Raw genomic sequence first — 16,191 nt, forward strand, 5'->3', positions numbered from 1 at the left:
CGCGGCCCGTGCATACTTCTGCCATCCGGCGGGCACCTTGGAACCGGCGCCCGCCCGCGCCTCCAGCCGGGCTCCGTCGCGGTGGCCGGTGGGATCCGGCGGCGGGCCGGTGGAGGGCGGCGGGCGCCGGGGAGGGTTCGTCCCGTGCACGTGCTGATGTTCGACCCGGGCAGCACGACCTGGCACTACGGCTACATCCCCGGCGCATCCCGCACTCCGACCCAGGGGACCCTGCGGCCCGTCAGCGCAACCCTGTGGTTCGGCATCGTCCTCTCCTTGCTGCGCAGCGCGGGATACGCCCTCCCGTCCCTTCCCTCGGGGGAGACGGCATCGGTGCTGGTGAGCTGGGACCGCGAGGGCAACGCGTCGGTCTTTCCCCTGGGCAAGAACGCCGCCGACCGCTGGACGGAACTGGGCCACGTCCTGCACCGCGTGGCCCAGTCGCTGATCGAGGATCCGGAAGCCTGGGAGACGGCGATCATCGAACCCGAGGGTGGGAGCCAGGGCTAGGGCGCCAGCGCCTGGCGCAGGGCCGTGACGAAGGCGGTGGCCGCCTCCACCACGGCACCAACCCGCGCCGCGTCGCCGGCGGACGAACCGGCCGGGGCCGCCCCCCCGTCGGGCGAACCCGCCTGGGCCGCCCCTTCGATGCGCTCCACCAGGGCCGAGCCCACGATGATGCCGTCGGCATGGGCCGCCAGGGCCCGGGCCTGCTCCGGCCCCGAGACGCCGAAGCCGATGGCCACCGGCCGCGGGCCCGCCGCCCGGACCCGGTCCAGCCACGCGGGCAGCTCCTCGGGCAGGTTCTGCCTCGCCCCCGTCACCCCCGTCACCGACACGCAGTAGACGAACCCGCCCCAGCCGGCGGTGGCCTGGCGCACGTGCTCGGGCGAGCTGGTGGGCGCCACCATGGGGATCAGGTGCAGGCCGGCGGCCCGGAAGGCCCCCTCCACCGCTCCCCGCTCCACCAGCGGCAGGTCGGGGACGATCACCCCGTCCAGGCCGGCGGCGGCCAGGGGGGCCGGTTCGTCCAGCAAGCCACGGGCCAGCAGGGGGTTGGCGTAGGTCAGCAGCACCAGCGCCCCGTCCACGCCCCCGGCCCGCAGATCCCGCACCAGGTCCAGCACGTCCGCCAGCCGCACCCCCCGCGCCAGGGCGTGCTGGGTCGACCGCTGGATGGTCGGCCCGTCGGCCAGCGGGTCCGAGAAGGGCATCCCCAGCTCGACCACGTCGGCCCCGGCCGCGAAGAGGGCGGGGACCAGGCGGCGGGTGGCCTCCAGGTCCGGATGCCCCGCGGTGACGTACACGATCAGGGCGGCCCGGCCGCCGGCCCGGGCCCGGGCCAGGGCGCCGTCCAGGCGGTTGGAGGGCTCCGGCACCGTCATCGGCCGCCCTCCTTCCCCGCCAGGCCCCCGCGGAGCCGGGCCACCTCGGCCACGTCCTTGTCGCCCCGCCCCGAGAGGCACACCACCACCACGCGGCCCGCCGGCAGCTCGGGCAGAAGCCGCCGCAGGTAGGCGATGGCGTGGGCGCTCTCCAGGGCCGGGACGATCCCCTCGGTCCGGCACAAGAGCTCGAAGGCCTCCAGCGCCTCCTGGTCCGTCACCGCCTCGTACCGGGCCCGGCCGGTCGCCTTGAGGTAGGCGTGCTCGGGCCCCACCCCGGGGTAGTCGAGACCGGCCGAGACCGAGTGGGCCGGCTGCACCTGGCCGTCCTCGTCCTGCAGCAGGTAGCTCAGGGCACCGTGCAGGATCCCCGGCCGCCCGGCGGTCAAGGAGGCGGCATGGCGCCCGGTGGCGAGCCCCTCGCCCGCGGCCTCCACGCCGATCATGGCCACCCCCGGGTCCGTCACGAAGGGGTGGAACAGGCCCATGGCATTGCTGCCGCCCCCCACGCAGGCCACCAGCACGTCGGGCAGCCGCCCCTCCTTCTCCAGGACCTGGGCCCGGGCCTCCCGGCCGATCACCGACTGGAAGTCGCGGACCATGCGGGGATAGGGGTGGGGTCCCACCACGGACCCGATGATGTAGTGGGTGTCCCGCACGTGGGTGACCCAGTGGCGGATCGCCTCGTTGGTGGCGTCCTTCAAGGTGGCGGTCCCCGAGGCCACCGGCCGCACCCGGGCGCCCAAAAGCTCCATGCGGAAGACGTTGAGCTGCTGGCGGCGCATGTCCTCGGCGCCCATGAAGACCTCGCACTCCAGGCCCAACACCGCGGCCGCCGTGGCCGTGGCCACGCCGTGCTGCCCCGCCCCGGTCTCGGCGATCACCCGCCGCTTGCCCATGCGCCGCGCCAGCAGGGCCTGGCCCAGGGCGTTGTTGATCTTGTGGGCCCCGGTGTGGTTCAGGTCCTCCCGCTTGAGGTAGACCCGGACCCCCGGGTTGCCGCAGGCCGCCGCCAGCCGGTCCGCCCGGTAGAGGGGGGTGGGCCGGCCGCAGAACTCGGCCAGGTAGCCCTCCAGCTCCGCCCGGAAGGCCGGGTCGGCCATGGCCTCCTCGTAGGCCTGCTCCAGTTCCGCCAAAGCCGGGATCACTGTCTCGGGGACGAACCGGCCGCCGAAGGGGCCGAAGTAGCCCCGGCCGTCGGGCAGGGCGCCTGCCCCGGCCGGTGCCGCCCCGTCCCCCGCCACCGCGGCGGCCTTCACCGGTCCGTTGTCCATGGTCACTCCCCTTTCTGTTCGGTTCGCCGTCAGGCCCGCCGGCCCGGCTCCACCGGGGCCAGGGCCGCCGCGCCGCCGGCCGCGGCCGCAGCCGCCCGCGCCGCCGCGACGAAGCGGGCGATCAAGAGGGGGTCCTTGACGCCGGGGGCCCGCTCGACGCCGCTGGAGACGTCGACTCCCCAGGGGCGGACGACCCCGATGGCCTCGGCCACGTTGTCCGGCCGCAACCCCCCGGCCAGGATCAGGGGCCGCCGCCGGGCCAGGCGGGCCGCCACCGCCCAGTCCGCCACCTGACCCGTCCCCCCGTGCCGCCCCGGCACCGCCGCATCGACCAGGACCAGGTCGGCCCCGGTCTCCAACGCCCGGGTGGTCGCCCCGGCCGTGCCGGCCTCCCCGGCCCCACCGGGGTGGACCTCCCCCAGAGGGCTCTCGCCCGGAAGGCCGCCCTGCCGCCCGGCGCCGCGCCGGGGGCCGGCAGCCAGGCGGACGGCCCGGATCACCGCCAGCCCCTGCGCCTGGAGGGCCGCCACCACCGCTTCCGGTTCATCCCCGTGGAGCTGGACGTGGGTGAGCCCGGCGTGGCGGGCGACCGCCACCATCTCCGCCACGGGCGCGTCGACGAAGACGCCGACCACCGCCAGGGGCCGTTCCCCTGCCCCGCCGCCGCCCGCCGCCGGGGCGCCGGCGTCCCCCACGGGCCCCCCGCTGGCCGGCCCGGTCCGCCGCAGGGCCGCCGCGATGCGGGCGGCCCTATCGGGGTCGACCCGGCGGGGGCTCGGGGCGAAGACGAAGCCGATGGCGTCGGCGCCCGCCTCCACCGCCGCCTGGGCGGCCTCGGCCTCCCGCAGCCCGCAGATCTTGATCCACAGGGCGCTCACCGTCCACCACCCCCCGGCCCGGCCACCAGCACCCGCAGCCACCCGGCGGGGTCGCCGCTGCGCATCAGGGCCTCCCCCACCAGCACCCCATCGGCGCCCAGGGCGTGGAGCTCCCGGGCCCGGTCCGGGGTGACGATGCCGCTGGCCGCCACCCGGACCGCCTCGTCCGGCAGGAGGGGGACCAGGGCCGCGAACCGCTCCGGGTCGATGGCGAAGGTGTCCAGGTCCCGGTGGTTGACCCCGATGAGCCGCGCCCCCGCCGCCACCGCCGCCTCCACATCCCGGCGGTCGTTGACCTCCACGAAGGGCTCCAGCCCCAGCTCCTCGGCCGCCCGCACCAGGCGGGCCAGCTCCCGGGGCGGTACGATGCGGGCGATCAGCAGCACCGCGTCGGCCCCCGCCAGCACCGATTCGAGGAGCTGGTAGCGGCTGACCACGAAGTCCTTCTGCAGCACCGGCAAACCCAGCGGCCGCACCCGCTCCAGGTCCGCCCTATCGCCGTGGAAGTGGTCGGGCTCGGTGACCACGCTCAGGGCCGCCGCCCCGCCGGCCCGGTAGGCCCGGGCCTGTTCCACCGGGTCGAACCCGCCCCCGCCGGCTCCGGCCAGCCGCCCCGCCGCCGGCGAGGCCCGCTTGATCTCGGCGATGACCGCCGGGACGGGCCGGTGCCGCCCGCCCGCCAGCACCGCCGCCAGGCTGCGCCGCGGCTCGCGCTGGAGGACCTGCTCCACCGCCCGTTCCAGGGCCGCCTCCGGCCGCCGGGCCTGGCGCTCCGCCAGCCGCCGCTGGACGCTGGCAACGATGGCCGCCAGCCGGCCGGCCCCGGAGCCCGGGGCCGCCCCCGCCGGCACCGGCGGGATCCCCGCCGGGCCATCCCCCACCGGACGAACCGGCCCTCCGGCCCGGCCGCCGGCCGTCATCCCGCCACCTCCCCGGCCGCCCGGGGGGCCAGGGCGTGGCTCACCCGGACCCACTCCTCCAGCTTGGCCGCCGCGGCGCCGCCGTCGATGACCCGGGCTGCCTCCGCCACCCCTTCCCGCAGGTCGGCGGCCCGCCCCGCCGCCACCAGGGCCCCGGCGGCGTTGAGCAGCACCGCATCCCGGTAGGCACCGGGCCGGCCTTCTAGGACCTGGCGGGCGATGGCCGCGTTGCGGGCGGGATCGCCGCCGGCGATGGCCTCGAGGGGGTACACCGGCAGGCCCGCGTCCGCCGGTTCCACCGTGAAGGTCTGCACCCGGTCGCCGTCCACCTGGGCGACCAGGGTGGGACCGCAGACCGACATCTCGTCCAGCCCCGGGGCCCCGTGGACCACCAGGGCCCGCTGGACCCCCAGCTCCACCAGCACCTGGGCGACCGGTTCCACCAGCTCGGCGGCGTAGACGCCCAGCAGCTGGTAGCGGGCGCCGGCCGGGTTCGTCAGGGGACCGAGCAGGTTGAAGATCGTCCGCACCCCCAGTTCCCGTCGCGGGCCGGCCGCGTGGCGCATGGCGCCGTGCAGCCGCGGCGCGAAGAGGAAGGCGATGCCCACCTCGTCCAGGCACCGGCCCAGGGCCTCGGGTTCCAGGTCCAGGCTGACGCCCAGGGCCTCCAGCACGTCGGCGCTGCCGCAGCGGCTGGAGACGGAGCGGTTGCCGTGCTTGGCCACGGGCACCCCCGCCGCCGCCACCACCACCGCCGCCAGGGTGGAGATGTTGAAGGTGTGGCGCCCGTCGCCGCCGGTGCCGCAGGTGTCCATCACCCCTTGCCGGCGGGTGCGGACGGGCGTGGCGTGGCGCCGCATGGCCCGGGCGGAGCCGGCGATCTCCGCCGGCGTCTCGCCCTTCATGCGCAGGGCGACCAGGTAGCCGGCCACCTGGGCGGCGGTGGCCGCCCCCGACATGATGACGTCCATGGCCGCCTCGGCCTCGGCGGCCGTCAGGTCGCGGCCCGAGAGCACCTTGGCCAGGGCCGCCTGCAGGGCGTTGACCTCCATCTCAGGACCCCTCCTCGATGGCCAGCGTCTCGACGGGGATGCGCCCTGGTCCCGGGGCGGTGGCAGGCGGCCCCGCGGGACCGGGGGCACCGGGGGCGGCGGGGGCGCCGGGGGCACCGGGTGCACCGGGGGCGCCCAAAGCCCGGCGCACCGCCCGCATCCGCCGGGCCAGGGCGAGGAATTCCTGGAGGATGACCCGGCCCTGGGGCGTCAGCACCGACTCGGGGTGGAACTGCAGGCCGTAGACGGGACGGTGGCGGTGCCGCAAGCCCATGATCAGCCCATCCTCCGTCCAGGCGCAGACCTCCAGCTCGGGCGGCAGGGAGGCCGGTTCGACCACCAGGGAGTGGTAGCGGCCGGCTTCGAAGGGAGAGGGAAGGCCGGCCAGCAGGCCCGTGCCGTCGTGATAGATCGGCCAGGCCATGCCGTGGACGGGCTCCGGCCCCCGCACCACCCGGCCGCCCAGGGCGGCGGCGATGGCCTGGTGGCCCAGGCAGACCCCCAGCAGGGGTCGCTGGGGGTGGAGCCGGCGCACGACCTCCATGGAGCACCCGGCTTCGGCCGGCGTGCACGGGCCCGGCGAGAGGACGACGGCGTCCGGGTCCCGCGCCTCCACCCCCTCCCCGTCCAGGGCGTCGTTGCGGAAGACCTCCACCTGGGCGCCCAGCTCGGCCAGCAGCTGGACCAGGTTGTAGGTGAAGGAGTCGTAGTTGTCGATCACCAGCACCCGCAGGCTCACGCCCGGATCCCTCCTCGACCGGCCGGCGCGCCCGGGCCCACAGCCACGGCCGGCGCGGGACCCGAGAGACCCACCAGCGCCAGGGCGCGCAGCCCCGAGCGGGCCTTGGCCTCCGTCTCCCGCCACTCGGCTTCGGGCCGCGACCCGGCCACCACCCCGGCGCCCACCTGGAGGAAGCCCCGCCCGCCGTGGAGCACCAGGGTCCGGATGGCGATGCACATGTCCAGGTCGCCGTCGTAGCCCAGATACCCCACGGCGCCGCCGTAGGGCCCACGGGCCACGGGCTCCAGCTCGTCGATGATCTCCATGGCCCGCACCTTGGGGGCGCCCGTCAGGGTCCCCGCGGGGAAGCAGGCGGCCAGGGCGTCCACCGCGTCCCGGCCCTCCGCCAGGCGCCCGGCCACGTCGGAGGCCAGGTGCATCACGTGGGAGTAGCGCTCCACCGCCATCAGCCGCTCCACCCGCACCGTGCCGGGCTCGCAGACCCGGCCCAGGTCGTTGCGCCCCAGGTCGACCAGCATGGTGTGCTCGGCCCGCTCCTTGGGGTCGGCCAAGAGCTCCCGCTCCAGGGCCTGATCGTCGGCCTCCGTGGCACCCCGGGGTCGGGTGCCCGCCAGGGGCCGGGTCAGGGCCCGCCGCCCCTCCACCCGCACCAGCAGTTCGGGCGAGGCACCCAGCAGGGTGGTGTCGCCGTCGAAGCGCAGGAAGAACATGTACGGCGAGGGGGAGATCACCCGCAGGGCGCGGTAGAGGTCGATGTCCACCGGGCCGGGCTTATGGGGCTTCTGGCCTCCGGCCGGCCGGCCCCCGCCGGCCCCGCCGGGCTCGGGCGCCGGGACGCCGCTGGGCCAGGGGAACTCGAGGCGCCGGGAAAGGACGACCTGGAACACGTCGCCCGCCCGGATGTAGGCCTGGGCCCGGCCCACGGCCTCCAAAAACGCCTCCCGATCCACGTTGCTCCGTACCCCCGCCAGGACGGCCCCCGGATCCTGGGGGTCCTGGGAACCGGCACCGGGCCCCATCCCGGCCGGGCCGCCCGGTCCCCGGCTGGCGCCATCCCCCGCGCCCGGTGCTCCGGCCGGCGCCCCCGCACCCGCGGCGCCGGCGGTAGCGGCCTCACCCAGCCGCAGCGGGGGCCGCGGCGGCAGGGGCGCCTCCAGCGCCGCCAGCGCCCGCTCCAGGCGCCGCTGGGCCGCCCGGAGGGCGTCCTCCGGCCCCTGACGCGGACCGGCCAGGACCGGCGCCATCAGGTGGAGCCGGTGGGTCCGGTGGTCCAGCACCGCCAGCAGGGCGCATTCCATGAACCGCGCCACCGGCAGCAAGGGATCGGCCGGGGGGCGGCCGGGCAGCCGCTCCAGGTGGCGGACGGCGTCATAGCCCAGGTACCCCACCGCCCCGCCGGCAAAGCGGAAGCCGGCGGGCACCGGGCGCCGGGGGACGAACCGGCGCAGGGCGGCGAACGGATCGGCGGGACCGGGGGTGACGTCGGTGACGGGGCCGCCGGGTTCGTCCCGGTGGTAGACCACCGACGCCGACCCGGTGCAGACCAGCTCCCGCACGGGTTCCGCACCGACGTAGGAATAGCGGCCGGACCGCTCGCCCCCGCCGAGGCTCTCCAGGATGAAACCGGGGCCGTCGCCGGCCAGCCGCCGGAACAGGGTGACCGGCGTCTCCTGGTCCAGGGCCAGTTCCAAGACCAGGACCGCGGGGATGCTCTCCATGGGCCTCTCCTCTCCCTTTGCCCGCCGGTGGGGCCGGCGGGCGGCTCGCCCGGGTCCGGCGTCCCCCGTGAACCCCACCCCTCGGGGGCGGCCGCCGAACCCGCCCTAAAAACACAGGGCGCCTTCCGTCGGGGACGGAAGGCGCCGCTCCGTGGTGCCACCCCAATTAGGTCCACCGGGCCGCCGCCCCGGCCAGCCGGCGCGGCGCAAGGCGACCTTGCGCTCCCTGCCGGGACCCGCAGGCGATCTCCGGTCCCCCGGATCCGGGGGCGGGGCACCTCTTGGCGGGCCGGCAGAACCGGCGGGCGGGACCGGCGGCGGGGGATCCACCGCTGAAACAAAAAACCCTTTCGCCTTCGGGGCGAAAGGGAGCTTCCGCGGTGCCACCCGAGTTAGGCCGGTGGGCCTCACTCGTTCGGGTACGGGCCCAACGCCCGGGACGGGCCGGGGCCGATACCCTCCCCCGGGTCACGGTGGGGGTTCCGGCAGGGCCTACTGGCCGGCCATCGGCTGGGCGGCTGCCGAGGGGCGGGTCCCACCCCCGGGCCCTTCGGTCCCCGCCCGGCCCGATCCCGCCGGCGTTCGGCCTGCGGCTTGCGGGTCCATTCAGCGTGCCCTGTGACGGACCGGCCTCGCACCATCCCGGCATCCCGGGCCGCCGGCTCGCTGGCCGCCGGTACACGCCTACTCGTCCCGCGCATCGCCTTTGGCGTGCTGGGCTGTTGCCTCGGATTGTAAAGAGGTGCCGGCCCCCTGTCAACACGTCAGGGGTCGACCCACTGGTTCCTCACTCGTTCCCCAGTTCCTCCGGGAAGGCCCCCAGGACCACGGGGACCTGCAGCTCCTGGCCGTCCCGGTTGATGCGCAGGGTGACCCGGTCGCCCACCCGCTTCTGGTCGAGATAGGCGACCAGGTCCGGCACGCTCCGCACCGCCTGCCCGTCCACGGCCAGGATCACGTCGCCGCCGAAGGGGACCACCGAGCCGCCCACCCGGCGCGGCTCGGCCGCCTGCAGGCCCGCCCGGTCCGCCGGGCTGCCCGGGACGACCTCGGCCACCTGGATCCCGTGGTCAACGGCCAGGCCGCGGGCGCGGTAGGTGGCCGGGTCGACCTCGACGCCGCCGATCCCCAGCCAGGGGTGCTGGACGGTGCCGCCTGCCAGGAACAGGTCCAGCTCCCGCTTGAGGATGTTGATGGGCACGGCGAAGCCGATGCCGATGGACCCCGGCCGCGACTCCACGTTGGAGAGGATGGCCGTGTTGATGCCGATGACCTCCCCGCGGGCGTTGACCAGGGCGCCGCCCGAATTGCCGGGGTTGATCGGCGCGTCGGTCTGGATCACCTCGCGGATGATCCGGCCGTTGGGCGCCTGCAGGTTGTTCCGGTGCAGGCCGCTGATCACGCCCGTGGTCGCCGTCTTCGGCAACCCGAAGGGATAACCCACGGCCATGACGGGCTCCCCGACGGTCAGCCGGTCCGAATCACCCAGGCGGGCGGGCCGCACCTTGTCCGCCGGCAGGTCGGCCTGCAGCAAGGCCAGGTCGTGGCTGGGGTCCTGGGCGACGAGCCGCGCCTCCACCTGGGTGCCGTCATCCAGCACGATCATGACCCGCGACGCGCCCTCCACCACGTGGTAGTTGGTGACCACGTGCCCCTGCTCGTCGATCACCACGCCCGAGCCCGAGCTCTCCTCCTGCACGATGCCAAGCCACGGGCTGATGCCCCGGGCGGTGCGCACCACCCGCACCACCGAGGGGGCCACCTGGGCGTACACCCGGGAGAAGTCCACCACCGGGCCGCCCGCCACCGGCGGGGCCGGCGTCTCCACGGCCGGGCTGCCCGGCCCCGCGCCGGGCCCTTCCCCGGCACCTGCGCCCGGGTGGCCCCCTGGGGCGGCAGCCAGCGGACCGGCCGTCACGGCGTAGAGGACCAGGCCGCCGCCCAGCAGCCCGCCCACCAGGGCGGTCACCAGCCGCGACCACCAGGCGTGGCGCCCCCCATGATGGTCGAACCCGGCGGCGGCGCCGGCCCCGCCGCCGGCGCCACCCCAATGGCCGTCGCCGCCCAGGGCGCCGTAGCCGCCCAAGTCGCGGCCGCCGCCGGCGTGGCCCGGGTCACCGGAGCCGCCCTCGAAGGGGCCCGTCGCCGGGGCGCCGGCGTCCCGCCCGCCGGAGCCGCCCCAACCGGCGCCGTCGCCCGGGCCCCCCTCACCCGGCGCTCCTGCGGCCGCCAGGGCTGCACCGGCCGGCGGCGCGCCCCGAACCCCCGCCCCTGCCCCGGAGGCGGAGGCGGGCTCGGGCTCGAACACCAGCCACGTCCCGTCGCCCCCGGCGCCGCCGGCGACGCCATCCCCATGGCGTTCTTTGCTGCGGTCCTCCAGGTTCATGGCGTCGGCTCCTTCCCTTTCCGGTGTCTGCCGGTGTCCATTTTAACCCGGACGGCGGCGACGGCCGTTGCCGAAGGGGCACGGGGCTGTAAACGTTCTGTAAAAGCCGGACGGCCCCGATCCCCCGGGCCCAAGGCACGGGCAGGGGGCTTGCGGCCCCCTCCCGCAAGCCCCCTGCCCCTGGGGCGTCGCCCCGGCGACCGGCCACCGGCGGCGTCCTGCCGCGGGCGGAGCCGGCCCCCGGGGTACCCGATCCGCACCGCCTTCCCCGTGGGCCCCTCAGCCACCGGGCGCGGCCGCCGTCTCCGCCGCCGCCCGGCGCGGCGCCGCGGGGGGCCGGGCCACCAGCGGCAGGAGGAGCGCCACCAGCATGGCGACGGCGATCACATACAGGGCCGTGGTATAGGTCCCGGTCAGCTCCCGCACCCGGGCGATCATCAGCGGGCTGGGGATGGCGCCGAGCCCCCAGGCCAGCAACATCAGGCCGTAGATGCTGCCGGCGTACCGCGGGCCGAAGTAGTCCGCGCTCCACGAGGGCATCGTGCCGAACCCGCCGCCGTAGCAGAGGGCGACCAGGGCCGTGGCCGCCACGAACAGCAGCGGCGTCCGCAGGGAGGGCAGCAGGGCGAAGAGCACCACCTGCAGCCCGAACATGGTCAGGAACACCGCCCGCCGGCCGATGTAGTCCGACAGCGCGGCCCAGAACATCCGGCCCAGGGCGTTGAAGATGGAGATCGTCCCGACCACCAGGGCGGCCGCCTCGGTCTCGCTCATGCCGACGATCTCCTGCCCCATGGGCGACGCCTGGGAGATGATCATGATGCCCGCAGACACGTTGAGGAACAAGGTGACGAAGAGCACCCAGAACTGCCAGGTGCGCACGGCCTCCTGGACGGTGAAGTCGCGGCGGGCCCGGGCCGCCTGCTGGCGCGCCGACGGCTGCCAGCCCGGCGGCGCCCAGCCCTCGGGCGGGTTGCGGAAGAACTGGGCGGCCGCCACCACCACCAGCAGGTAGACGATGCCCAGGCTGAAGAAGGTGGGGGCGATGCCGCGGGCCTGCAGGCTGGCCGCGGCATAGGGGCTCATCACCAGGGCCCCGGCGCCGTAGCCCGCCACCGCCAGGCCCGTGATCAGCCCGCGCAGGTCGGGGAACCACTTGACCAGGGTCGCCACGGGCACGATGTAGCCCATCCCCATGCCCAGGCCGCCCACCACGCCGTACCACAGGTACAGCTCCGCCAGGCTGTCGGCGGTCCCGGTCAGCGTGTACCCGGCGCCGTAGACGAGCCCCGCCAGGGTCGCCACCAGCCGGGGTCCCCTGCGGTCCATCAAGAGGCCCCCGATGATGGTCCCCACGCCCAGGAAGGCGATGGACAGGGTGAAGGCCAGGGTGACCTGGGACCGGCTCCACCCGAAGGCCTCCATCAGGGGCTTGACGTAGACGCTCCAGCCGTAGACGGCGCCCAGGCAGAGCTGCATCAGGATGGCGGCCACCACCATGACCCACCGGTTGGGCAGCCGCTCCTCCGCACCGGCCGTGCTCGCCATGGCACACCCCTCCCCTTGGGCACCGCCGGGCCGGACGAACCGGCCCGGCGGCACTCCCAGGCCGCTAGGACGCCGCCGGCGTCCCCGCCACCGGCGCCGCCACGTCCTCCCCCTGGCGCAGCGGCACCAGCTCGCAGATGGCGTTGTAGTCGGGCTCGCCGCAGTAGGGGTCGCATACCCCCGTCGGGATGAGCCCGTTCCCCTCGGGCCAGTGGACCTGCAGGTTGCCGGGCCGGATCCGGCTGATGCGCACCCGGCCCCGGAACTCGCCGTACTCCGACCGCAAGAGCACCGGATCGCCGTCCCGCAGGCCCAGGCGCTCTGCGTCCTCCCGGGCCATGAACACCTGGTCCCGCCGGGCGCCCGTCAGGGGGTCGACCTCATCCCAGACCATGCTGTTGAACTGCTTGCCGCGCCGGGTCCCCACCCGGAACTTGCCCTCGGGGACGTCCTGCTCGGGCAGCGGCGCCACGATGAAGTGGGCCTTGCCGTCGGGGGTGTTGAACCGGTTGCCGGCGCAGAGCAGCGGCCCGCCCCACTGGAACTGGTCGCCCTTCTTCTCGAGATGCTGGATCCCGTCGTAGAGGGGCACGGTGCGGGCGATGTCCTCCCGGATCTGGCGGGTGTTCTCGTAGCGGATCAGGTGGGCCCGTTCCGGGAAGACCCGCTCGGCGATGCGGACGGGGATCTCCCACTCCGGGCGGGCCTCGCCGACGCGCCGGCCCGGGATCTCGGGGCTGAAGATCACCCGCCGCTCGGTGCTGGTCTGGGTGACGCCCCCCGGCGTCTCGTAGCGGGTCGCCGCCGGCAGGATGACGTTCACGTCGGCCGGCTCCAGCAGCATCATCGGGTTGATCACGATGTCCTGGAACACGCGGACCGGGACCCGCTCCAGGGCCGCCCGCACGTAGGCCGGGTCGGGCAGGGTCTCGAGGAAGTTGCCGCCCGCCGAGTAGAGGACGTCGATCTCGCCGCGGTACATGGCGTCGATGGCGGCGGTGGCCGTCAGGCCGGGTTCGTCCGGCACGTCGAAGCCCCAGATCGCCCGCATGGCCGCCATGGTGGCCGGGTCGCCCACCGGCCGGCCCATGCCGTAGCTGTTGGGCACGGCGCCCATCTCCGCCCCGCCCTGGACGCCCGAGTGGCCGCGGATGGGCATCAGGCCGCAATGGGGTTTGCCGATCCGCCCCAGGGCCAGGGCCAGGTTGGAGATGGCCAGCACGTTGTGGGTGCCGTGGCGGTGCTGGGTGACGCCCATGCTCCAGACGGTGATGGAGGTGCGGGCGGAGGCGTAGAGGTCGGCGAAGCGGCGCATCTCCGCCGCCGGGGCGCCCGACGACCGCTCCAGTTCCTCCCACGACAGCTCCCGCAAAAAGGCGGCCAGCTCGTCGAAGCCCGCGGTGTGCTCCCGGATGAAGGCGTGATCCAGCCGGTCGGTCTCGATCAGGTGCTTGAGGACCCCGTTGAAGAAGGCCACGTCGCCGCCCTGGTTGATCGGGAAGAACTCGTCCATGATGCGGGTGCCGAAGAGGGCGCTCTCCACGCTGGAGGGAACCCAGTAGCGCTCGAGGCCCTCTTCCCTGTAGGGGTTGACCACGGCCACCCGCGTGCCCGCCTTCTTCGCCTCATAGAGGTACTTGGTCGTGACGGGCTGGTTGTTGGCCAGGTTCGTCCCCACCAGCACGATCAGGTCGCAGCCGATCCAGTCCTTGTAGGAGACCGTGGTGGCGCCGTAGCCGATGGTCTTGGCCAGCGCCGAGGTGCTGGGCGCGTGGCAGATGCGGGCGGCGTTGTCGATGTTGTTGGTCCCGAGGAACCGCGCCACCTTCTGGAAGGCGAAGTAGGCCTCGTTGGGCATGCCCCGCGACGTCATGTAGAAGTAGAGCCGGTCGGGGTCCTTGGCCACCGTGGACCGGATCCGGCCGGCCACCAGGTCGAAGGCCTCGTCCCAGGACACCCGCCGGTAGCCCGGCTCGCCCTTGCGCCAGACCATCGGGTAGGGCAGGCGGCCCAGCTCCCGCAGCTGGCGGCTCGTCATCCGGCGCAGGGAGGCCGGGTCCTCCAGCACCCGCGGGTCGACGGCGGGCATGGTGTTCAACCGCAGCATCTTCAGGCGAATGGTGCAGAGGTGGATGCCGTCGATGGTCCAGTCGCGGATGCCCGTGGTGCCCAGCGAGCAGCCGTCGCAGCAGCCGTCCCGCAGGATCCGCCAGGCATAACCCAGCTGGTCCCGGTTCTCCCAGATGGTCTTGAGGATCTCCATGTAGTGGTTCGGCCGCTGTTCGCCCAGGCCGTAGGGCTTCCAGCCCGCCCAGTGGCGGGGGTCGAACCGGCGCCGCCGCCCGGCCGGATCGGCCGGGGCCGCCGGCTGGTGATCCGCTGCCGGCCTCAACTCGGCCGCCATCCCAACCCCTCCTTCCCGTCGCATCCCGTCTTCGCCCGTCGCAACCACTCCTCCAGGGCGGCTGCCGTCACGGCCAGCCGCCGGCGGTCGAACCCCGGCGGCAGGCGGTCGATCACCTCCCCCCTCGGGGCGGCCTTGGGCTCGCCGACCACGATCTCGGGCCAGCCGCTGCCCGCGCCGCCTTCCACCAGGACCAGGTCCGGCGGCGGGCCGAGGCACGCGGCGGCGTCGGCCAGCCGCTCCACCCAGGCGGTCCAGCCGGGACCGGCGGCCTCCTCGTCCTCGGGCGGGTGGCCTGGGGAGGTGCCCGGGTCCAGGTGGCGCAAGGCGACCTCGCCCGGCCCGACGAGGCCCACGGCCGCCGCTCCCGCCTCCCCCAACCGCTGGCTGTCCGACTCGGGCCGGTCCAGCTGGAAGCCGTGGGCCGTGTGCTTTACCGCCAGGACCCGGTGGCCCCGGGCCGCCAGCAGGGCGACGAGCCCGGCCGCCGCCTGGGTCTTCCCGCTGCCCGACCGGCCGGTGACGGCGACGATGGGCGGCCGCCGGGGACCGGCCGGCCCGGTGGGGGATCGGGCGTCGAACCAGGCGAGCCAGGGCCGGTCGTCGGGCGCCTCCAGATCGAGGACGCCGACCAGCGACCCCGGGGCGGGGACCGGTTCCCCCGGCCGCCCGTAGAGCAGGGCGTTGCTGTGGCCGATGGCTACCAGCCGCCCGGCCGCGGGGACCCGCGGTTCGACGGTGCCCGCCTGCCGGTCGAGGTGGGCCCAGAGCAGCCGGGCCCGGCCGCCTCCCTTGGGCCAGGGCGCGGCCAGCCGGGCCGGCACCACCGGCCGGGCGATGGCTCGCCGGCCGGCCAGGCGCAAGAGGAACGGGCGGACCAGGACCTCGAACACCGCCAGGCACGCCGCCGGGCTGCCGGGCAGCCCCACCAGCCACTGGCGGCCCAGGCGGCCGGCGAAGAAGGGACCGCCGGGCTTGACGTCGATCCGCCCCAGGAGGCGGCGGGCGCCCAGGCGCAGCCAGGTCCGGGCCACCCGGTCCCGGGGTCCCACGGATACGCCCCCGGTGGTCAGCACCACGTCGGCGCCCGACGCCGCCGCCCGCCTCAGGCCCGCTTCCAGGGCCGCCGGATCATCGGGCAGGATCCCGCCGGCCTCCACCAGAAGACCCAGTTCCTCCAAGGCCGCGGCCAGGACCAGCAGGTTGCTGTTGGGCACGGCGGCGGGGTGGCGGGCCGGCGACCACCGCCCGGCGGGCACCAGCTCGTCGCCGGTGGCCACCAGCAGCACCCGGGGCCGGCGCCATACGGTCACCCAGCCCACCCCGGCCGCCGCCAGCAGGCCGGCGATCCGCGGGCCGATGCGCTGGCCGGCTTCGACCAGGACCTGGCCCGCCACAACGTCCTCCCCGGGCGGTGCTACGTGGCGCCCCGGCGGCAGGGGCACCGCCACCTGGATCCCGTCCCCCTGCCGGCGGGCCCCCTCCACCGGCACCACCACGTCGGCTCCCGGGGGTAACAGGGCCCCCGTCGCCACCTGCCACGCCTCCCCGGCGCCGACGGCGTCCCCTTGGCTGTCAGGACCGGCGGCCCGCGGGCCCGGGTCCGGGCCGTCGGACCCGGCCCCTGCCGAGCCTCCGGCCCAGCGCCAGCCCGTCAGGCGCAGGTGGACCGGCCGCTCCGCCCGGGCACCGGCCAGATCCACCGCCCGGCAGGCGTAACCGTCCATCATCACCCGGGGGGCCACCGGAACCGGACCGGGAGCGACGACCGGTTCGGCGGCGATGCGTCCCGCCGCCCGGACCACCGGGACCCGCTCCGTCCCCAGGGGGGCGGCGGCCTCGAGGAGCGTGGCGAAGGCTTCTTCGAGGGAGATCACGGCCCTG

12 protein-coding genes are annotated in these 16,191 nt (G+C 75.7%); 1 reads left to right on the top strand and 11 read right to left on the bottom strand.

Annotated elements, in window-relative coordinates; translation table 11 throughout:
* Positions 1-144 precede the first annotated feature (144 nt).
* Complete coding sequence (locus ACYQ02_RS06120; RefSeq protein ID WP_460039558.1) at positions 145-510, top strand: hypothetical protein; 366 nt, start codon at positions 145-147, stop codon at positions 508-510.
* Here the strand turns inward: ACYQ02_RS06120 and trpA are convergent.
* The 11 genes from trpA to ACYQ02_RS06175 all read right to left on the bottom strand — a co-directional run bounded on the left by trpA (position 507) and on the right by ACYQ02_RS06175 (position 16,184).
* The gene (gene trpA / locus ACYQ02_RS06125; RefSeq protein WP_460039559.1) at positions 507-1,385 is read right to left on the bottom strand and encodes a tryptophan synthase subunit alpha; all 879 of its coding nucleotides are present in this window, start codon (positions 1,383-1,385) and stop codon (positions 507-509) included. The two genes, ACYQ02_RS06120 and trpA, sit on opposite strands and share 4 nt — an antisense overlap.
* On the bottom strand, positions 1,382-2,659 hold the full coding sequence (trpB, locus tag ACYQ02_RS06130) for a tryptophan synthase subunit beta (RefSeq protein WP_460039560.1): 1,278 nt from the start codon (positions 2,657-2,659) through the stop codon (positions 1,382-1,384). Before trpB ends, trpA begins: the two co-directional genes overlap by 4 nt.
* Positions 2,660-2,688: 29 nt before the next feature.
* Positions 2,689-3,537, bottom strand: coding sequence for a phosphoribosylanthranilate isomerase (locus ACYQ02_RS06135; RefSeq protein ID WP_460039561.1), 849 nt, complete (start codon positions 3,535-3,537; stop codon positions 2,689-2,691).
* Complete coding sequence (locus ACYQ02_RS06140; protein ID WP_460039562.1) at positions 3,534-4,457, bottom strand: indole-3-glycerol phosphate synthase TrpC; 924 nt, start codon at positions 4,455-4,457, stop codon at positions 3,534-3,536. The genes ACYQ02_RS06135 and ACYQ02_RS06140 overlap by 4 nt, the downstream gene beginning before the upstream one ends.
* Positions 4,454-5,509: an anthranilate phosphoribosyltransferase gene (gene trpD, locus ACYQ02_RS06145; RefSeq protein ID WP_460039563.1), complete on the bottom strand. Its 1,056-nt coding sequence runs from the start codon at positions 5,507-5,509 to the stop codon at positions 4,454-4,456. The genes ACYQ02_RS06140 and trpD overlap by 4 nt, the downstream gene beginning before the upstream one ends.
* A 1-nt stretch (position 5,510) precedes the next feature.
* Complete coding sequence (locus ACYQ02_RS06150; protein WP_460039564.1) at positions 5,511-6,248, bottom strand: anthranilate synthase component II; 738 nt, start codon at positions 6,246-6,248, stop codon at positions 5,511-5,513.
* Positions 6,245-7,969, bottom strand: a complete 1,725-nt coding sequence (locus tag ACYQ02_RS06155; protein ID WP_460039565.1) for an anthranilate synthase component I family protein — start codon at positions 7,967-7,969, stop codon at positions 6,245-6,247. Before ACYQ02_RS06155 ends, ACYQ02_RS06150 begins: the two co-directional genes overlap by 4 nt.
* A 787-nt stretch (positions 7,970-8,756) precedes the next feature.
* A complete protein-coding gene (locus tag ACYQ02_RS06160; protein ID WP_460039566.1) occupies positions 8,757-10,355 on the bottom strand; it encodes a S1C family serine protease in 1,599 nt (532 codons plus the stop codon).
* 279 nt (positions 10,356-10,634) lie between these two features.
* Positions 10,635-11,903, bottom strand: coding sequence for an L-lactate MFS transporter (locus ACYQ02_RS06165; protein ID WP_460039567.1), 1,269 nt, complete (start codon positions 11,901-11,903; stop codon positions 10,635-10,637).
* A 64-nt stretch (positions 11,904-11,967) separates the two neighbouring features.
* Positions 11,968-14,307 carry an FdhF/YdeP family oxidoreductase gene (locus ACYQ02_RS06170; protein WP_460039568.1) on the bottom strand — a complete coding sequence of 780 codons (2,340 nt, stop codon included), beginning with the start codon at positions 14,305-14,307 and terminating at the stop codon, positions 11,968-11,970.
* On the bottom strand, positions 14,292-16,184 hold the full coding sequence (locus ACYQ02_RS06175) for a molybdopterin-guanine dinucleotide biosynthesis protein MobB (protein ID WP_460039569.1): 1,893 nt from the start codon (positions 16,182-16,184) through the stop codon (positions 14,292-14,294). The genes ACYQ02_RS06170 and ACYQ02_RS06175 overlap by 16 nt, the downstream gene beginning before the upstream one ends.
* Positions 16,185-16,191: the final 7 nt, after the last annotated feature.

The sequence above is a fragment of the Thermaerobacter litoralis genome (genome assembly GCF_054654595.1).